The sequence below is a fragment of the Streptomyces sp. NBC_00080 genome (assembly GCF_045041255.1).
GTDB classification, from domain to species: domain Bacteria; phylum Actinomycetota; class Actinomycetes; order Streptomycetales; family Streptomycetaceae; genus Streptomyces; species Streptomyces coriariae.
In genome coordinates, this window is sequence record NZ_CP108235.1 from 6,265,000 (window position 1) to 6,278,557 (window position 13,558).

Here is a 13,558-nt window from a genome sequence, read left to right on the forward strand (position 1 = left end):
GAGGAGGGGGCAACATGGGTTCACCCCGAAGTTCCGGAAGCACCCGAGGTTCCCGAAGACGGCGCTGGGCGTCGCTGCTCGGGGCGACCGCGCTCGCGGTCACCGCCGGCGGGGCGCTGGCGGCGGCCCCGGCCGTCGCCGCGTCCAACGTCGACTTCGACACGCACTGCATCCCGCCGGCCATCGCGGGCCTCCCGCCGATCGACGGCACCACCACCGCGAAGATCACGGCGGACAACACCAGTCCGCAGGTCGGCGACACCGTCACCGTCACGTACACGGTGGTCACGCCCGCCGCGAGCAACCCCACCGACCTGGCCCTGCCGGCCGACATCATGACGCCGACGGGCAAGGTCACCCTCGGTGGCGCGCAGACCGGCAGCGTCACGGTCACGGGGCCGAGGCAGAACCCCCCGGTACCCGGCAGGGGAGCCTTCCCGTCGTTCTCCATGACCGGCACCTTCACGGTCACCACGCCCGGCGCGATCACCCTCTCGCCCGGTGACTACAACATCCACACCAGCTACATCCTGGAGCTGGACACCCCCTGCACGGTGACCAACCCGCCCGCCCCGGTCTCGGAGACCGTCACCGCCGCCGACAACCCGCCGGCCAACACCCGTGCGATCTCGCTGGGTTCGGCCTCCGGCAGTCCGGGCGCGGCCGTCGCCGTCACCGGCAGCGGCTTCACCGCGGGCGCGACCGTCACGCTGGCCGGGCGCTCCGCGTCCGCCCAGACCGCGGACACGGCGACCGTGACCGCCAACGCGCAGGGCGGCATCTCCGGCTCGCTCGTCGTCAGCGACCTCACCACGACCGGTGTCGTGGCGTACGAGGGCGGCGCGTGGAGCTCGGACCTCGGTGCCGGGCCGGTCGCGTACGTCGTCATCGACGACCAGCCCGTACCGGAGGGCAGCCAGAAGGTGACCACCACGGTCCGGGCGGGCACGCTGTCGATGTCCCAGGCCGGGGACGCCGTCCAGCTGTCCGCGGTCGACTTCGGCCAGGGCGGGGCCTCGACCGGCGCGCTCCAGACCGTGACCGTCAAGGACTTCCGCGGCGGACCCGCGGGCTGGTCCCTGACCGGCAAGGTCACCGACTTCAGCGGCCCCGGCGCCAAGATCGACGCCGGCAAGCTGAGCTGGACGCCCGCGTGCACCACCAAGGCGGGCAGCCCGAGCACCTGTCAGGCCGGTTCGGCGGGCACGGTCGGCGCCGCGGGGGCGACCCTGGCGTCCACACCCGACGGCACGGCCACCGGCGGCGAGTTCACCACCGGCGCCCAACTGTCCCTCGACGTACCGTCGTTCACGCCTCCGGGCAGCTACGCCGGCGTCCTGACCCTCACGCTCACCTGAGCCGTACGCACCACGTCCACCGGTGGCCGGGCGCCCGCCCCACAGGTCCGCACCCGCCCGACCACCCAGCCCTCGAAGCCTGTTCGTGAAAGCCCGCTCGTCGAAGCCCGCTCGTCGAAGCCCGTTCGCCGGGGCCCGCCTGCCGGGGCCCGTCCGCTGGGGGGTCCGCACCCATGCGCAAGCCGTACGTCCTCCTCCTGCCGCTGCTGTTGTTCCTGACGCTCGCGACCCCCGCCCGCGCCGCCGACAACGGCAGCTGGTCGGTCTACCCCGTCTCCTCGGCCGTCGCCGCGCGGCCCTATTTCTACGTCTCCGCCGATCCCGGCCAGACGATCGAGGACAAGGTCGTCGTCGCCAACAAGACGGCCGAGCCCCTCACCTTCCGGCTGTACGCGGCCGACGCCTACAACACCGCGCGCGACGGCGGGTTCGCCGTGAAGTCGCTCGGCGAGAAGATGCGCGGCGTGGGCGCCTGGGCCGAGCTGCCGAAGGACCGGGTCACCGTGCCCGGCCGGGCGACGGTCACCGTGCCGTTCACCGTCCGGGTGCCCGAGGGGGCCGAGCCCGGTGACCATCCGGGGGCCATCGTCGCCCTCGACGAACGGGTCGAGCAGGGTGACGGCGGGGTCGCGCTGGGCGTCCAGCGGGCCGTCGGCGCCCGCGTCTACCTCCAGGTCGGCGGGCCCACGCTGCCCGCGCTCGCCGTCGAGAACGTCACGGTCGGACATGACCAGCCGCTGGTCCCCGGCCTCGGCGACAGCACGGCGACGATCTCCTACACCCTGCACAACACCGGCAACGTCACCCTCGCACCGAAGGTGGAGCTGAAGGCGAGCGGTCTGTTCGGCCGCACGCTCCTTGCCCGGGACCTGACGAAGCTCCCCTCCCAGCTCCTCCCGGGCCAGCGCGTCCGCCTCACCGAACGCTGGCGCGACGCCCCCCAGCTCGACTGGACCGACGTCAAGCTGACGGCTACCGCCAAGAACACCGAGGAGTCGGCGACAGCGTCCTTCGTGGCGGTGCCGTGGCTGGTGGTGGGGACAGCGGCGGCGGCGATCGCAGCAGGGGGGTGGTTCCTGATCAGAAGGCGGCGAGGGCCCGCAGGGCCCAGCCGCCCAGGGGCGCGGGGAACTGCGCGACCGGCCCCGGCGGACCCGCAGCCGAAACTGAGCCGAACCGCCGGAGGTTAAAGCGCGTCGGGCCCCCGCTCCCCCGTCCGCACCCGCACGACCGTCTCGACCGGCAGCGCCCACACCTTGCCGTCACCGATCTTCCCGGTATGCGCGGCACGCACGATCGCGTCGATCACGGCCTCGGACTCCGCGTCGTCGACGACGACCTCGATGCGCACCTTGGGCACGAGGTCGACCTGGTACTCGGCGCCCCGGTACACCTCGGTGTGGCCGCGCTGCCGGCCGTAGCCGCTGGCCTCGGTCACGGTCAGGCCGTGCACGCCGAGCTCCTGGAGGGCCGTCTTGACCTCGTCGAGGCGGTAGGGCTTGACGATCGCGGTGATGAGCTTCATTCCTGTGGCTTGACCTTCTGGGCGGAGAGGACGGAGTGCGAGCCGACCGGGGCGCCGTGGCCCAGGACGCCGTGATCGTATGCCGTCTCGGCGTGCACCGTAAGGTCCAGGCCGGAGTGCTCGTGGTCCTCGTGCGCGCGCAGGCCGATCGCCTTGTCGAGCACCTTGGCGATGCCGTACGTGACGGTGAAGGCGTACCCCCCCACGACGACCACGGCGACCAGCTGCCTGCCGAGCTGACCGAGTCCGCCGCCGTAGAGGAGGCCCTCGGCGCCGCCGGTCATGGTGTCCACCGCGAAGACGCCGATGAGGAGCGTGCCGATGATCCCGCCGACCAGGTGGACCCCCACCACGTCGAGGGAGTCGTCATAGTTCAGCTTGAACTTCCAGCCCACCGCATAGGAGCAGACGACACCGGCCGCGAGGCCGACGACCAGGGCACCGAGCAGGGAGACCGAGCCGCAGGAGGGCGTGATGGCCACCAGGCCCGCGACCGCGCCGGACGCCGCGCCCAGCGTCGTCGGATGACCGTCGCGCCGCTGCTCGACGAAGAGCCAGCCGAGCAGACCGGTGCAGCCCGCGGCGAGGGTGTTGAGGAAGGCGGCCGCCGCCAGACCGTTCGCGCCCAGTGCCGAGCCCGCGTTGAAGCCGAACCAGCCGAACCAGAGCAGACCCGCGCCCAGCATCACCATGGGGAGGTTGTGCGGACGCATCGCGTCCTTCTTGAAGCCCAGGCGCGGGCCCAGGACCAGGCACAACGCCAGCCCCGAGGCACCCGAGGTGATCTCGACGGGGAGGCCGCCGGCGAAGTCGAGGGCGCCGAGCCGGTCGAGGATCCAGCCACCGGGGCCCCACACCCAGTGCGCCACGGGAACGTATACGAGGAGCGCCCAGACCGGCACGAAGACCAGCCAGGCGCCGAATTTCGCCCGGTCCGCGATCGCGCCGCTGATCAGTGCGGCCGTGATGATCGCGAAGGTGAGCTGGAAGGTGGCGAACAGGAGGGTGGGGACCGTGCCCTGCACGCTGTCCGGGCCGAGGCCCGCCATCCCGGCGTGCTCGAGGCCGCCGATCAGCCCGCCCCCGACGTCGTCGCCGAACGCGAGCGAGTAGCCGGCCGTCAGCCACACCACCGTGACCAGCGCGATCGACACGAAGCTCATCATGAGCATGTTGAGGACGCTCTTCGTGCGGACCATGCCTCCGTAGAAGAGGGCGAGACCCGGGGTCATCAGCAGGACGAGGGCGGTGGCGGCGAGCAGCCAGGCGGTGTCGCCGGTGTTCGCGTGGGCGGCGGCCAGAGTCACGGGAGTCTCCAACGATGCGGGGGCTCGTCAGAGGTTCACCGCTCCCGGTTTCCGGTCGCGTACAGGTGTGTTTCCGTGACGTTTCGTTGCGTGGAGGTTTCCGGTAGCTCACGGTGGAGGGTGCTGCCGCTCGTGTGTGCGGCGGGGCTTCGTGGATCAGGGAGAATGGGGGCCATGAGCGTTCGTAACCAGTCATCCGAGCAGTCGGCCGAGGCCATCCACCGCGCCGGCTTCGCCTGCTTCGTGGGCCGTCCCAACGCGGGCAAGTCCACCCTCACGAACGCTCTGGTCGGGAAGAAGGTGGCGATCACCTCCAACCGTCCCCAGACCACCCGGCACACGGTGCGGGGCATCGTGCACCGCCCTGACGCCCAGCTGATCCTGGTCGACACGCCGGGCCTGCACAAGCCGCGCACCCTGCTCGGCGAGCGGCTCAACGACGTCGTGCGCGCCACCTGGGCCGAGGTCGACGTCATCGGCTTCTGCCTGCCGGCCAACGAGAAGCTGGGCCCCGGCGACCGCTTCATCGCCAAGGAGCTGGCCGGGATCAAGCGGACCCCGAAGGTCGCGGTCGTGACGAAGACCGACCTCGTGGACTCCAAGACGCTTGCCGAGCAGCTCATCGCGATCGACCAGCTCGGCAAGGAGCTGGGGTTCGAGTGGGCGGAGATCGTGCCGGTCTCGGCGGTCGGCGACCAGCAGGTCGGACTGCTGGCGGACCTGCTCGCCCCGATGCTCCCGGAGAGCCCGCCGCTCTACCCCGAGGGCGACCTGACGGACGAGCCCGAGCAGGTGATGGTCGCCGAGCTGATCCGCGAGGCGGCGCTGGAGGGCGTCCGGGACGAGCTCCCGCACTCCATCGCGGTGGTCGTCGAGGAGATGCTCCCGCGCGAGGACCGTCCGGCGGACAAGCCGCTGCTCGACATCCACGCGAACATCTACATCGAGCGGCCCAGCCAGAAGGGCATCATCATCGGCCCCAAGGGCAAGCGCCTGAAGGACGTCGGCATCAAGTCCCGCAAGCAGATCGAAGCACTGCTCGGCACACCCGTCTTCCTCGACCTGCACGTGAAGGTCGCGAAGGACTGGCAACGCGACCCGAAGCAGCTGCGCAAGCTGGGGTTCTGAGGACCGGAGCCTCCGGGCCCCGGCTCCCCGGGGCTGTCCACCCCCGGCCGTTCACACCGGCCGGGGCGCCGGCGCGGAGAGCTGGCCGGTGGCTGCGAGGGCCAGCCGCGAGAACAGGGTGCCCGATGAGCTGCAGATCCCCTTCGGGGGTGATCTCGCCGTGTCCGGACCAGGCGACCACGGCAGGACCGTGTCCCCCGTCGGCCCGCCACCCGGCCGACCACTGCGCGAGTCCGGTGGTCAGCAGGTCCTGGTCCGTGTTGGTGAGGGCAGTCAGCCGGTAGCCGAAGGGGCTCAACTCGTCCGCCAGGTCATCGACCTGTCGCACCGCGCCCCGGAGCGGCGCGAAACGGGGATCCTGGTAGGTGTCGTACACCACGACCAGCAGCGTTCCGTCCTGCGCCGACGGTGCGTTCTCGCTCATACGTCCCCGTCTCCCACCAGCACCAGTGCCGTCACCGCCCGCGTCGCGTCGTCCCCCACCGCATGTGCGGACACCCGGTACGCCCCGGGGCCCAGGTTCCGGAACGCGCCGCCGTAGCGGCCGTCGCCGAGGTTGGTCAGCGTGCCCTGGGTGCGCGAGCCGTCGGGGTGGTCGAACGCCGCCAGGACGGCCAGTTCGTCCGCTCCCGGGCGGGCCGTGGCCGCCACCGCCTCCACCGTCAGCGGCTCGTTCGTCGGCGACTCCTCCGGGACGCGCAGACTCAGCGGGTACGCCGTGCCTACGCCGCGGTAGACGCGAGGGCTGGGAGCCAGCCAGTCGAACAGGTCCTCCCGTACGCCTGCGTGGGTCTTGATCGCGCCATGGGTCGCGAAGGCCGACCGGGCTGCCGGGCTGTTCATGGGGACTTCGTCGGGGAAGGCCGCGAACCGCGGCACCCGTCCGTCGCCGCCCTCGTCCTCGCCCAGGATGGTCTCGATCAGCCGCAGGCGTTCGCCCTCCAGCGCCGCGGTCGTCGCCGTGGGCTGCCGTACCCCGATCACCGGCAGGCATTGATGGTCGCTTCCGCCTCGCCGGACGCGCTCCCGTGCGGCCTCGCGGATCTCGGCGTGGAACGCCCCCGCGTCCTGGAGGAGGGAGGAGTCGGGTCCGGGCAGGCCGCCGGGCACTTCGCGCGGGTGGAGCAGGCCCCCGGGGCTGTCCAGGCAGGCGTAGTCGGGGGTGAGCTGGTGCAGGGACGGGAGGCTGCGGGCGAAGCCCGTGAGCGGGCCCACCCTCGGCCCGCGCCGACTCAGGCGGGGGCCGCTCAGCAGCGAGTCCAGCGCGCCGATGGTTCCCCGGTGCGGGGTGCCGAGGGTGATCAGCTGACGGGTGACCTCCGCACCACCCAGGCACTCGACGTAATAGCGGCCGACCAGACCGCCCATGGAGTGACAGATCAGCCGCACCTTGGCGTTCGTACGCCGTGGGTCCGATGCCTGCCAGCGGCCCAGCGCCTCGTCGATCCGGCGGGCCAGGAGACCGGCGTTGTAGCGACACGACAGCCGCCAGTCGTACGCGAACCCGATCAGGTTCGACGAGGGCCGGAGCGTGAACATGCGCTGCAGCCAGATCAGGAGGGTGTCGTATCCGTCGGTCAGCGGCCACACTCCGGGTAAGGCGTGGAGCGCCGGGAACAGTCCGACCGGTTTGACGCCGTCCCCCGGATGGCCGTCGCCGACGTCCTTCGGCAGGGTCAGCTGCCGCACCGATCCCGAGAACGTCCTGATGGCCTCCCACACGGCCCCCGCCGATGGCCCCCACACCTCGCGTCCGTCGACAGCCAGACGGCTGCCCATGATGCCCGGGACGACCACCACCAGGTCCTCGACCGACTCACGCCGCATTGCGCACCCCCCGTTCACCGTGCGCAGCGTTTCTAGCAGCCGGGTGATGCCCGAGGGGGGCGTATGCCCAAACAGCGACCCATGGGTGATGCGACGCGGTGGGGCGCCTGGGGCACCCGGACACCCGTCGCCTCAGTGACCGCCGGCCTCCACCCCGCTGTGGGTGAAGTCCTGCAACCCCACCACCCGGAGCAACTGGAGCCTTTCGTAGGCCTCCGTGCCCGGGCGGGCCGTGTGGATGACCAGGAGTTGGTGGTGCTCGTGGCTGAGGAGGACCTCACAGTCCAGTTCCAGCAGGCCGACCAGCGGGTGCAGGAAGCGTTTCGTCGCCTTGTGACGCAGGGACACCTCGTGTTCGTCCCAGAGGCGGGCGAACTCCTCGCTCGATGAACGGAGTTCGGCGACCAGCGCGGCCGGTTCGGGGTCGTCGGGGCGGGCGGCGGCCACCGCGCGCAGGTTGGCCACCTGGGCGCGGGCGTGGTCCGGCCGGTCCTCCTCCGGGAACAGGCTGCGGGCCTGCGGATCGAGGAAGTAGAGACGGAGCAGGTTGCGCTCGCGCCGGGGGCGGGACATCACATCGCGGGTCAGCGCCCTGCCCATCGCGTTCTGGGCCAGGACCTCGCCGCAGTCGGTCACGACCTGCGCCGGGGTGTCGTGCAGTCGGTCCAGGACCAGCATCAGGCCGGGCGGGACGTGCGCCGACGCCGTCTCACGGCGCGGGGGCTCCTCGCCGGTCAGGTGGAACAGGTGGTCGCGCTCGTCTTCGGTGAGGCGCAGGGCGCGGGCCAGCGCCGTCAGCATCTGGCGGGACGGACGCGGGCCGCGGCACTGTTCCAGACGCGTGTAGTAGTCGACCGACATGCCCGCCAGCTGGGCCACCTCCTCGCGACGCAGTCCGGGTGTACGGCGGCGGGCACCCGGCGTCAGACCCACGTCCGACGGGGTCAGACGGGCCCGGCCACGGCGGAGGAAGTCGGCGAGTTCGGTTCGGTTCACCCCTCCAGGCTGCGGCAGTCCGCCCGTCTTATCCAGGGACTGCCGGTCCCCTGATCGACGGGTCTCTCCCGGTCGTCCCGGCTCCGTCCGAGGCTGGTGGCACCGGACGAAGAGGAGTGAACGACGATGTTGACACTGGTGACGGGTACGACGGGACAGGTCGGTCGGCGCTTTGTGCCGAGGCTGCTGGCGCAGGCCGCGGCGGGGGAGAGGGTGCGGGTCCTGGTGCGGAACGCGGCACGGGGGGAGCGGTTCGCGGAGCTGGGCGCCGAGGTCGTGCTCGGGGATCTGCGGGACGCGGAGGTGCTCGGCAAGGCGGTGGCCGGGGTGGACGCGGTCGTGAATGTCGCGGCGTCCTTCCGCGGGGTGCCGGACGAGGAGGCTTGGGCCGTCAACCGGGACGCGGCGGTGGAACTGGGCCGCGCCGCGCTGGCCTCGGGTGTGCGGCGCTTCGTGCAGGTCAGCACGGGACTGGTGTACGGCCTCGGGCGGGGCCGCCCGCTGGTCGAGGACGACGAGGTCCGGCCCGGCGGCGGCGCGATGTGGGGCGCCTACCCCGAGGCGAAGGGGGTGGCCGAGCGGGAGTTGTTCGCGCTGGACGGCCTGGACGTGCGCGTCGGCCGCCTCGCCTTCGTCTACGGCGAGGGCGATCCGCACCTCGCCCAGTCGCTGATGTGGGCCGGCGACTGGGCGGCGGCGCAGCGGCTGCACATGGTCCATCACGTGGACGTCGCCCAGGGACTGCTGCGTCTGCTGCACGCGCCGGGAGCCGCAGGACGGGCCTACAACATCGCCGACGACGCCCCCGTCACGGCGGTCGAACTGCACCAGCTCAACGGGGTCGAGGTGCCCGCCGAGCTCTACGAGCGCACCGACCCCGACCCGTTCTTCCAGCTGACCTCCACCGAACGCATCCGCCGCGAGCTCGGCTTCCGCCCGCTGTACCCCAGCGTCTACGCGGCCCGGGACGCCGGAGCCCTCTGACGGGTCAGTCCACCCCCCTGATCCGGCCCACCAGCACCGCCCCCGCCAGCCCGACCGCCGCCGCCACCAGGTACAGCACCCGGTAGCCGCCCAGGTAGGTGACGATCGGCGCGGCGAGGGCGGGGGCCGCGACCTGGGGCAGGGCGTTGGCCACGTTGATGACGCCCAGGTCCTTGCCCCGGTCCCCGGCCTTCGGCAGCACGTCGGTCATCAGCGCGAAGTCGACCGACGTGAACACGCCGAAGCCGACGCCCAGCACCGCCGCCGCGACGATCGCGCCCGGCCAGGTCTGCCAGACCGCCAGCCCGGCCGTCGCCACCGCCATCAGCACGCCCGACCAGATCACGAACGGCTTGCGCCTGCCGACCCGGTCCGACCAGGCGCCCCCGACGACCACCGTGGCGAGCAGCGTCAGCCCGTTCACCGCGGTCAGGATCAGCACGCCCTGCTCGGGGTCGGAGTGGTGCAGGCGGTCGCGCAGGTAGTAGAGCAGGTACAGCAGCACCAGCGCGTTGCTCAGGTTCATCAGGAAGCGGGTCAGCCACGCCCAGCCCAGGTCGGGATAGATGCGCGGGCTCAGCCGGAAACCGGCCGCGAAGCCCCGCCAGGACCAGGCCGGCCGGTCCTCCTCGGCCAGCCGCAGATCCTCGTACCGGAGCACGTACGGCAGCACGCCCAGCGTCGTGAACACCGCGCACGCCACGTACCCCGCCCCGACGCCCCCGGCGGCCGTCGCGAGCCCGGTGCCGCCGACCACGCCGAGGATCTGCGCGGCGCCCAGCCAGCCGCCCACCGAGCCCCGTTGGAGCCGGGGGACCCGGTCGGGGACGGCGGCCGTCACCGCCGCGAAGGCCGCGTTCAGCGTCAGCTGGACCAGACACCAGCCCGCCGCCATGGTCCAGACGCCGTCCGCTCCCGCGAGCAGCAGGAGCGAGAGGGCGCCGCCCGCGGTCCCCGCCACGATCCACGGTGTACGGCGGCCCCGGCGGGACGTCGTACGGTCCGACAGCGCGCCGAAGAGGGGGTTCGCGGCCAGGGACACCACCGCGCCCACGCCCGTCACCCAGGCCAGCATGGTCTCCTTCGACATGCCCGAGCCGGGCGCGAAGTCCTCGGCCTGGGAGGCCAGCAGGATCTGGAGGGGGCCGTACCAGCCCACCCAGATCGCTCCGTTGGCGAGGGACAGGGCCGAGGTCCAGCCCCGGCCGACCCGCTCGACGGGCTCGGCCAGCGCGGCGGCCGGGGCCCTGTCCGCCGTCGTCATCTCTGCGCCCGCAGGACGTCCCGCAGCCAGGCGTACGACGCCTTCGGGGTCCGGGCCAGGGTCTCGAAGTCCACGTGGACCAGGCCGAAGCGGCGCTCGTAGCCCTCCGCCCACTCGAAGTTGTCCAGCAGCGACCACACGAAGTAGCCGCGCACGTCGACGCCCGCCTCCACGGCCCGGTGCAGGGCGCGCAGATGACCGTCCAGGTAGGCGATGCGCTCCTGGTCGTCCACGCCGTCGTAGCTGCATCCGTTCTCCGTGATGACGATCGGGGGGAGCCGGTCGCCGTAACGGTCGCGGAAGGTGGTGAGGAGTTCCGTCAGTCCCTCCGGGACGACCGGCCAGCCGAAGTCCGTCACCGGGACGTCCGCTATCTGCTGGACGGAGAAGGGCAGTTCGGCCGGCATGCGGATGCCGCCGAACTCGATCTCCGTGCCCTGCGGGGCGCCCACCTTCGTCGGGGCGTAGTAGTTGATCCCGTACCAGTCGAGCGGCTCCGAGATCACCTTGAGGTCGGCCTGGACGTCCCCCGGCATCAGATCGCCGAGCCCTTCCGGGTATGCGCCCAGCAGCACGGGCTCCGCGAACAGCCGGTTCAGCAGGAGGTCGTAGAAGGCGGCCGCCTCCACGTCGGCGGGTTCCCGGGAGGCCGGCCAGGTGGGGCCGTGCGAGTTGGCGATGCCGATGTCCGTGGCGCCGGCCGCGCGCAGCGCCTGGACGGCGAGGCCGTGTCCCAGCAGCTGGTGGTGGGCGGCCGGGAGCGCGTCGAACAGCAGCTGCTTGCCGGGCGCGTGGGTGCCGAGGGCGTGCCCCAGCAGGGTGTGCTCGGCAGGCTCGTTGACGGTGATCCAGTTCGTCACGCGGTCACCGAGGCGCCCGGCCACCACGGACACGTACTCGGCGAAACGGGCCGCCGTGTCCCGCTCCAGCCAGTCGAGCCGGACCGGCAGGTCCCAGTGGAAGAGGGTGGGGACCGGGCGGACACCGGCCGCGCACAGCTCGTCGACGAGCCGGTCGTAGAAGTCGAGGCCGCCGGGCGAGTTCACCCTCGGCCACGAGATCGAGAAGCGGTAGGCGTCCACGCCCAGGCCCGACAGGAGTGCCACGTCCTCGGGGTAGCGGTGGTAGTGGTCGCAGGCCACCGCCGCCGTGGAGCCGTCCTTCACCCGTCCCGGCGCGGCGGTGAAGGTGTCCCAGACCGAAGGTTCGCGCTGGTCCGCCGCGCCCTCGATCTGATGCGCGGAGGTGGACACGCCCCACAGGAAGTCTGCCGGAAACCGGGGCATCGGGTTCGCCGCGTCGCGCGGATCGTTCGCCATGGGCGGGATCATCCTTACCGCTGGGTAAGGAAGTCAACGTCCCGGCGTGAACTGCCAGTTATGCCCCTCCCGCCGGCCTGCCGCAGGCGCCCCGCAACCACCCCGCGCGCCCCCGGCGAGCCCCCTCAGGCCCCTTCCTTCAGCACCCGTGAGATCAGCTCGCGCTGCTCCTCCGTGAGCCGGGGATCGGCCGCGTACACCGTCCTGCCGTCCACGGTGATCTCGTAGCTGAAGCCGTCCGGTACGCCGACCGAAGGCACGCCCCGGCCGGCGGCGACCGCCCGCTCGGCCAGGGCGTGCCACTCGTGGGCGTCGGGCCGTCCCGAGGTGTCCACCTCGGCACGGCGCTCGATGCCCGCGAACCCGCCCGTGCGACTCACCTGAATACGCATGGGTCCCTGTCTATTACGGACTCAGAGAATCCGCACCCCCACCTGCTCCCACGCCTTCTCCACGGCCTGGAGCTCCTCCCCGCCGCTGCCGAAGCGCTCGCGCGCGGCCTGCACCGTCAGCTTGGCGAAGTCGGTGAAGAAGGCCCGCTCGGAGAGCTCGCCGCCGGTCAGGACGTCGTACCAGATCTGTCCGGCCTTCTCCCAGGCGTAGCCGCCGAGGGCCGTGGCGGCCAGGTAGAACGCGTGGTTGGGGATGCCGGAGTTGATGTGGACGCCGCCGTTGTCGCGCCCGGTGCGGACGTACTCGTCCATCGTCGCGGGCTGCGGGTCCTTGCCGAGGACGTCGTCGTCGTACGCGGTGCCCGGCGCCTTCATGGAGCGCAGGGCGGTGCCGGTGACCTCCGGGGCGAGCAGGCCCGCGCCGATCAGCCAGTCGGCCTCGGCGGCGGTCTGGCCGAGGGAGTACTGCTTGATGAGCGAGCCGAAGACGTCGGACATCGACTCGTTGAGGGCGCCCGGCTGGCCGTTGTAGGTCAGGTTCGCCGTGTACTGCGTGACGCCGTGGGTGAGCTCGTGCCCGATGACGTCGATGGAGTTGGTGAAGTCGACGAAGATCTCGCCGTCGCCGTCGCCGAACACCATCTGCTCGCCGTTCCAGAAGGCGTTGTTGTAGCCCTCGTCGTAGTGCACGGTGGCGTCGAGGGCCAGGCCGTCGCCGTCGATCGAGTGGCGCCGGTAGGCCTTCAGGTACAGGTCGAAGGTGGCGCCGAGCCCGGAGTAGGCGCGGTTGACGGTGGCGTCCCGGCCGGGGTCCTCGCCCTCGGCGCGGACCTTGGTGCCGGGCAGCGAGGTGCCGTGCTCGGCGTCGTAGATCGTGCGCAGCGGCTGGTCCGACGGTGCCTTCGCCGTCGGGGCGGCCAGGAGGCCGTACTCGGTGTTCACCTGACGCAGGGCGCGCAGCTCGCTGTCACGCAGGATGGTGCGCCGGGCGGGACCGGAGAGAGCGGGGTTGTCGTTGCGCGCCAGCCGGTCGAGGACGTGTGGCGGTACGACGGTGCAGAAGACGGGCTCGAAGCCCCCGTGAGTCGTCATGCCCGGCACCATTGCACTGCGTTATGCGGCTGTCACCACCGGCAACCATGATTGGTGAAATACGGTGACAAAGGGGCCTGATCTGCGGCGCCGGATGGTATGGCGGAAGGGTGACGAGTGGCGTGGCGCACGTTCTGCACCTTTTCCTATGGTTCATCCCGCCGGTCCCGCATACTGGAACGAACCCGCGCGACCGGAGCGGCTCCGCTAGGCTGCCGAGCACTATGCATTTCGGGCTGCTTCTCCTTAGCTGCCGCGGCGAGGGCCTGTAGTCGAGGCCGACCCCCTCCCCGCGGTGCTTGGTGTTGCGCGTCGGCCGTCCTTCCGCCCGGACATTCTCCGGTCACCCCGAGGAGCCCACGCCCC

The 13,558-nt window shown here is 71.9% G+C and carries 12 protein-coding genes; 4 read left to right on the forward strand and 8 right to left on the reverse strand.

The annotated features are described in order from the left end of the window. Positions 1-14 precede the first annotated feature (14 nt). Both OHU34_RS27995 and OHU34_RS28000 read left to right on the forward strand, forming a co-directional pair. Positions 15-1,358, forward strand: a complete 1,344-nt coding sequence (locus tag OHU34_RS27995) for a beta-xylosidase (protein WP_200839678.1) — start codon at positions 15-17, stop codon at positions 1,356-1,358. A gap of 173 nt (positions 1,359-1,531) precedes the next feature. Beyond that, on the forward strand, positions 1,532-2,548 hold the full coding sequence (locus OHU34_RS28000) for a WxL protein peptidoglycan domain-containing protein (protein WP_142264252.1): 1,017 nt from the start codon (positions 1,532-1,534) through the stop codon (positions 2,546-2,548). On the opposite strand, the gene OHU34_RS28005 is transcribed toward OHU34_RS28000, so the two are convergent. Continuing rightward, on the reverse strand, positions 2,545-2,883 hold the full coding sequence (locus OHU34_RS28005) for a P-II family nitrogen regulator (protein WP_142264251.1): 339 nt from the start codon (positions 2,881-2,883) through the stop codon (positions 2,545-2,547). The two genes, OHU34_RS28000 and OHU34_RS28005, sit on opposite strands and share 4 nt — an antisense overlap. Continuing rightward, positions 2,880-4,190, reverse strand: a complete 1,311-nt coding sequence (locus OHU34_RS28010) for an ammonium transporter (RefSeq protein ID WP_142264250.1) — start codon at positions 4,188-4,190, stop codon at positions 2,880-2,882. Before OHU34_RS28010 ends, OHU34_RS28005 begins: the two co-directional genes overlap by 4 nt. A gap of 174 nt (positions 4,191-4,364) precedes the next feature. Between OHU34_RS28010 and era the strand changes: the two genes are divergently transcribed. Continuing rightward, on the forward strand, positions 4,365-5,318 hold the full coding sequence (era, locus tag OHU34_RS28015) for a GTPase Era (protein ID WP_020127728.1): 954 nt from the start codon (positions 4,365-4,367) through the stop codon (positions 5,316-5,318). A gap of 420 nt (positions 5,319-5,738) precedes the next feature. Here the strand turns inward: era and OHU34_RS28020 are convergent, their stop codons facing one another. Together OHU34_RS28020 and OHU34_RS28025 are read right to left on the reverse strand one after the other, a co-directional pair. After that, complete coding sequence (locus OHU34_RS28020; protein WP_142264249.1) at positions 5,739-7,145, reverse strand: triacylglycerol lipase; 1,407 nt, start codon at positions 7,143-7,145, stop codon at positions 5,739-5,741. 132 nt (positions 7,146-7,277) lie between these two features. Beyond that, on the reverse strand, positions 7,278-8,141 hold the full coding sequence (locus OHU34_RS28025; protein WP_142264248.1) for a helix-turn-helix transcriptional regulator: 864 nt from the start codon (positions 8,139-8,141) through the stop codon (positions 7,278-7,280). 126 nt (positions 8,142-8,267) lie between these two features. Between OHU34_RS28025 and OHU34_RS28030 the strand changes: the two genes are divergently transcribed. Next, positions 8,268-9,125, forward strand: a complete 858-nt coding sequence (locus tag OHU34_RS28030) for an NAD(P)-dependent oxidoreductase (protein ID WP_142264247.1) — start codon at positions 8,268-8,270, stop codon at positions 9,123-9,125. 4 nt (positions 9,126-9,129) lie between these two features. On the opposite strand, the gene OHU34_RS28035 is transcribed toward OHU34_RS28030, so the two are convergent. From OHU34_RS28035 to OHU34_RS28050, 4 genes are all read right to left on the reverse strand, one after another. After that, positions 9,130-10,389, reverse strand: a complete 1,260-nt coding sequence (locus tag OHU34_RS28035) for an MFS transporter (protein WP_142264246.1) — start codon at positions 10,387-10,389, stop codon at positions 9,130-9,132. Then, positions 10,386-11,708, reverse strand: a complete 1,323-nt coding sequence (locus OHU34_RS28040; protein WP_142264245.1) for a GH1 family beta-glucosidase — start codon at positions 11,706-11,708, stop codon at positions 10,386-10,388. Before OHU34_RS28040 ends, OHU34_RS28035 begins: the two co-directional genes overlap by 4 nt. A 125-nt stretch (positions 11,709-11,833) precedes the next feature. Continuing rightward, positions 11,834-12,100, reverse strand: coding sequence for a protealysin inhibitor emfourin (locus tag OHU34_RS28045; protein ID WP_142264244.1), 267 nt, complete (start codon positions 12,098-12,100; stop codon positions 11,834-11,836). A 21-nt stretch (positions 12,101-12,121) separates the two neighbouring features. Continuing rightward, on the reverse strand, positions 12,122-13,192 hold the full coding sequence (locus tag OHU34_RS28050; RefSeq protein ID WP_142264243.1) for a M4 family metallopeptidase: 1,071 nt from the start codon (positions 13,190-13,192) through the stop codon (positions 12,122-12,124). Positions 13,193-13,558 lie beyond the last annotated feature (366 nt).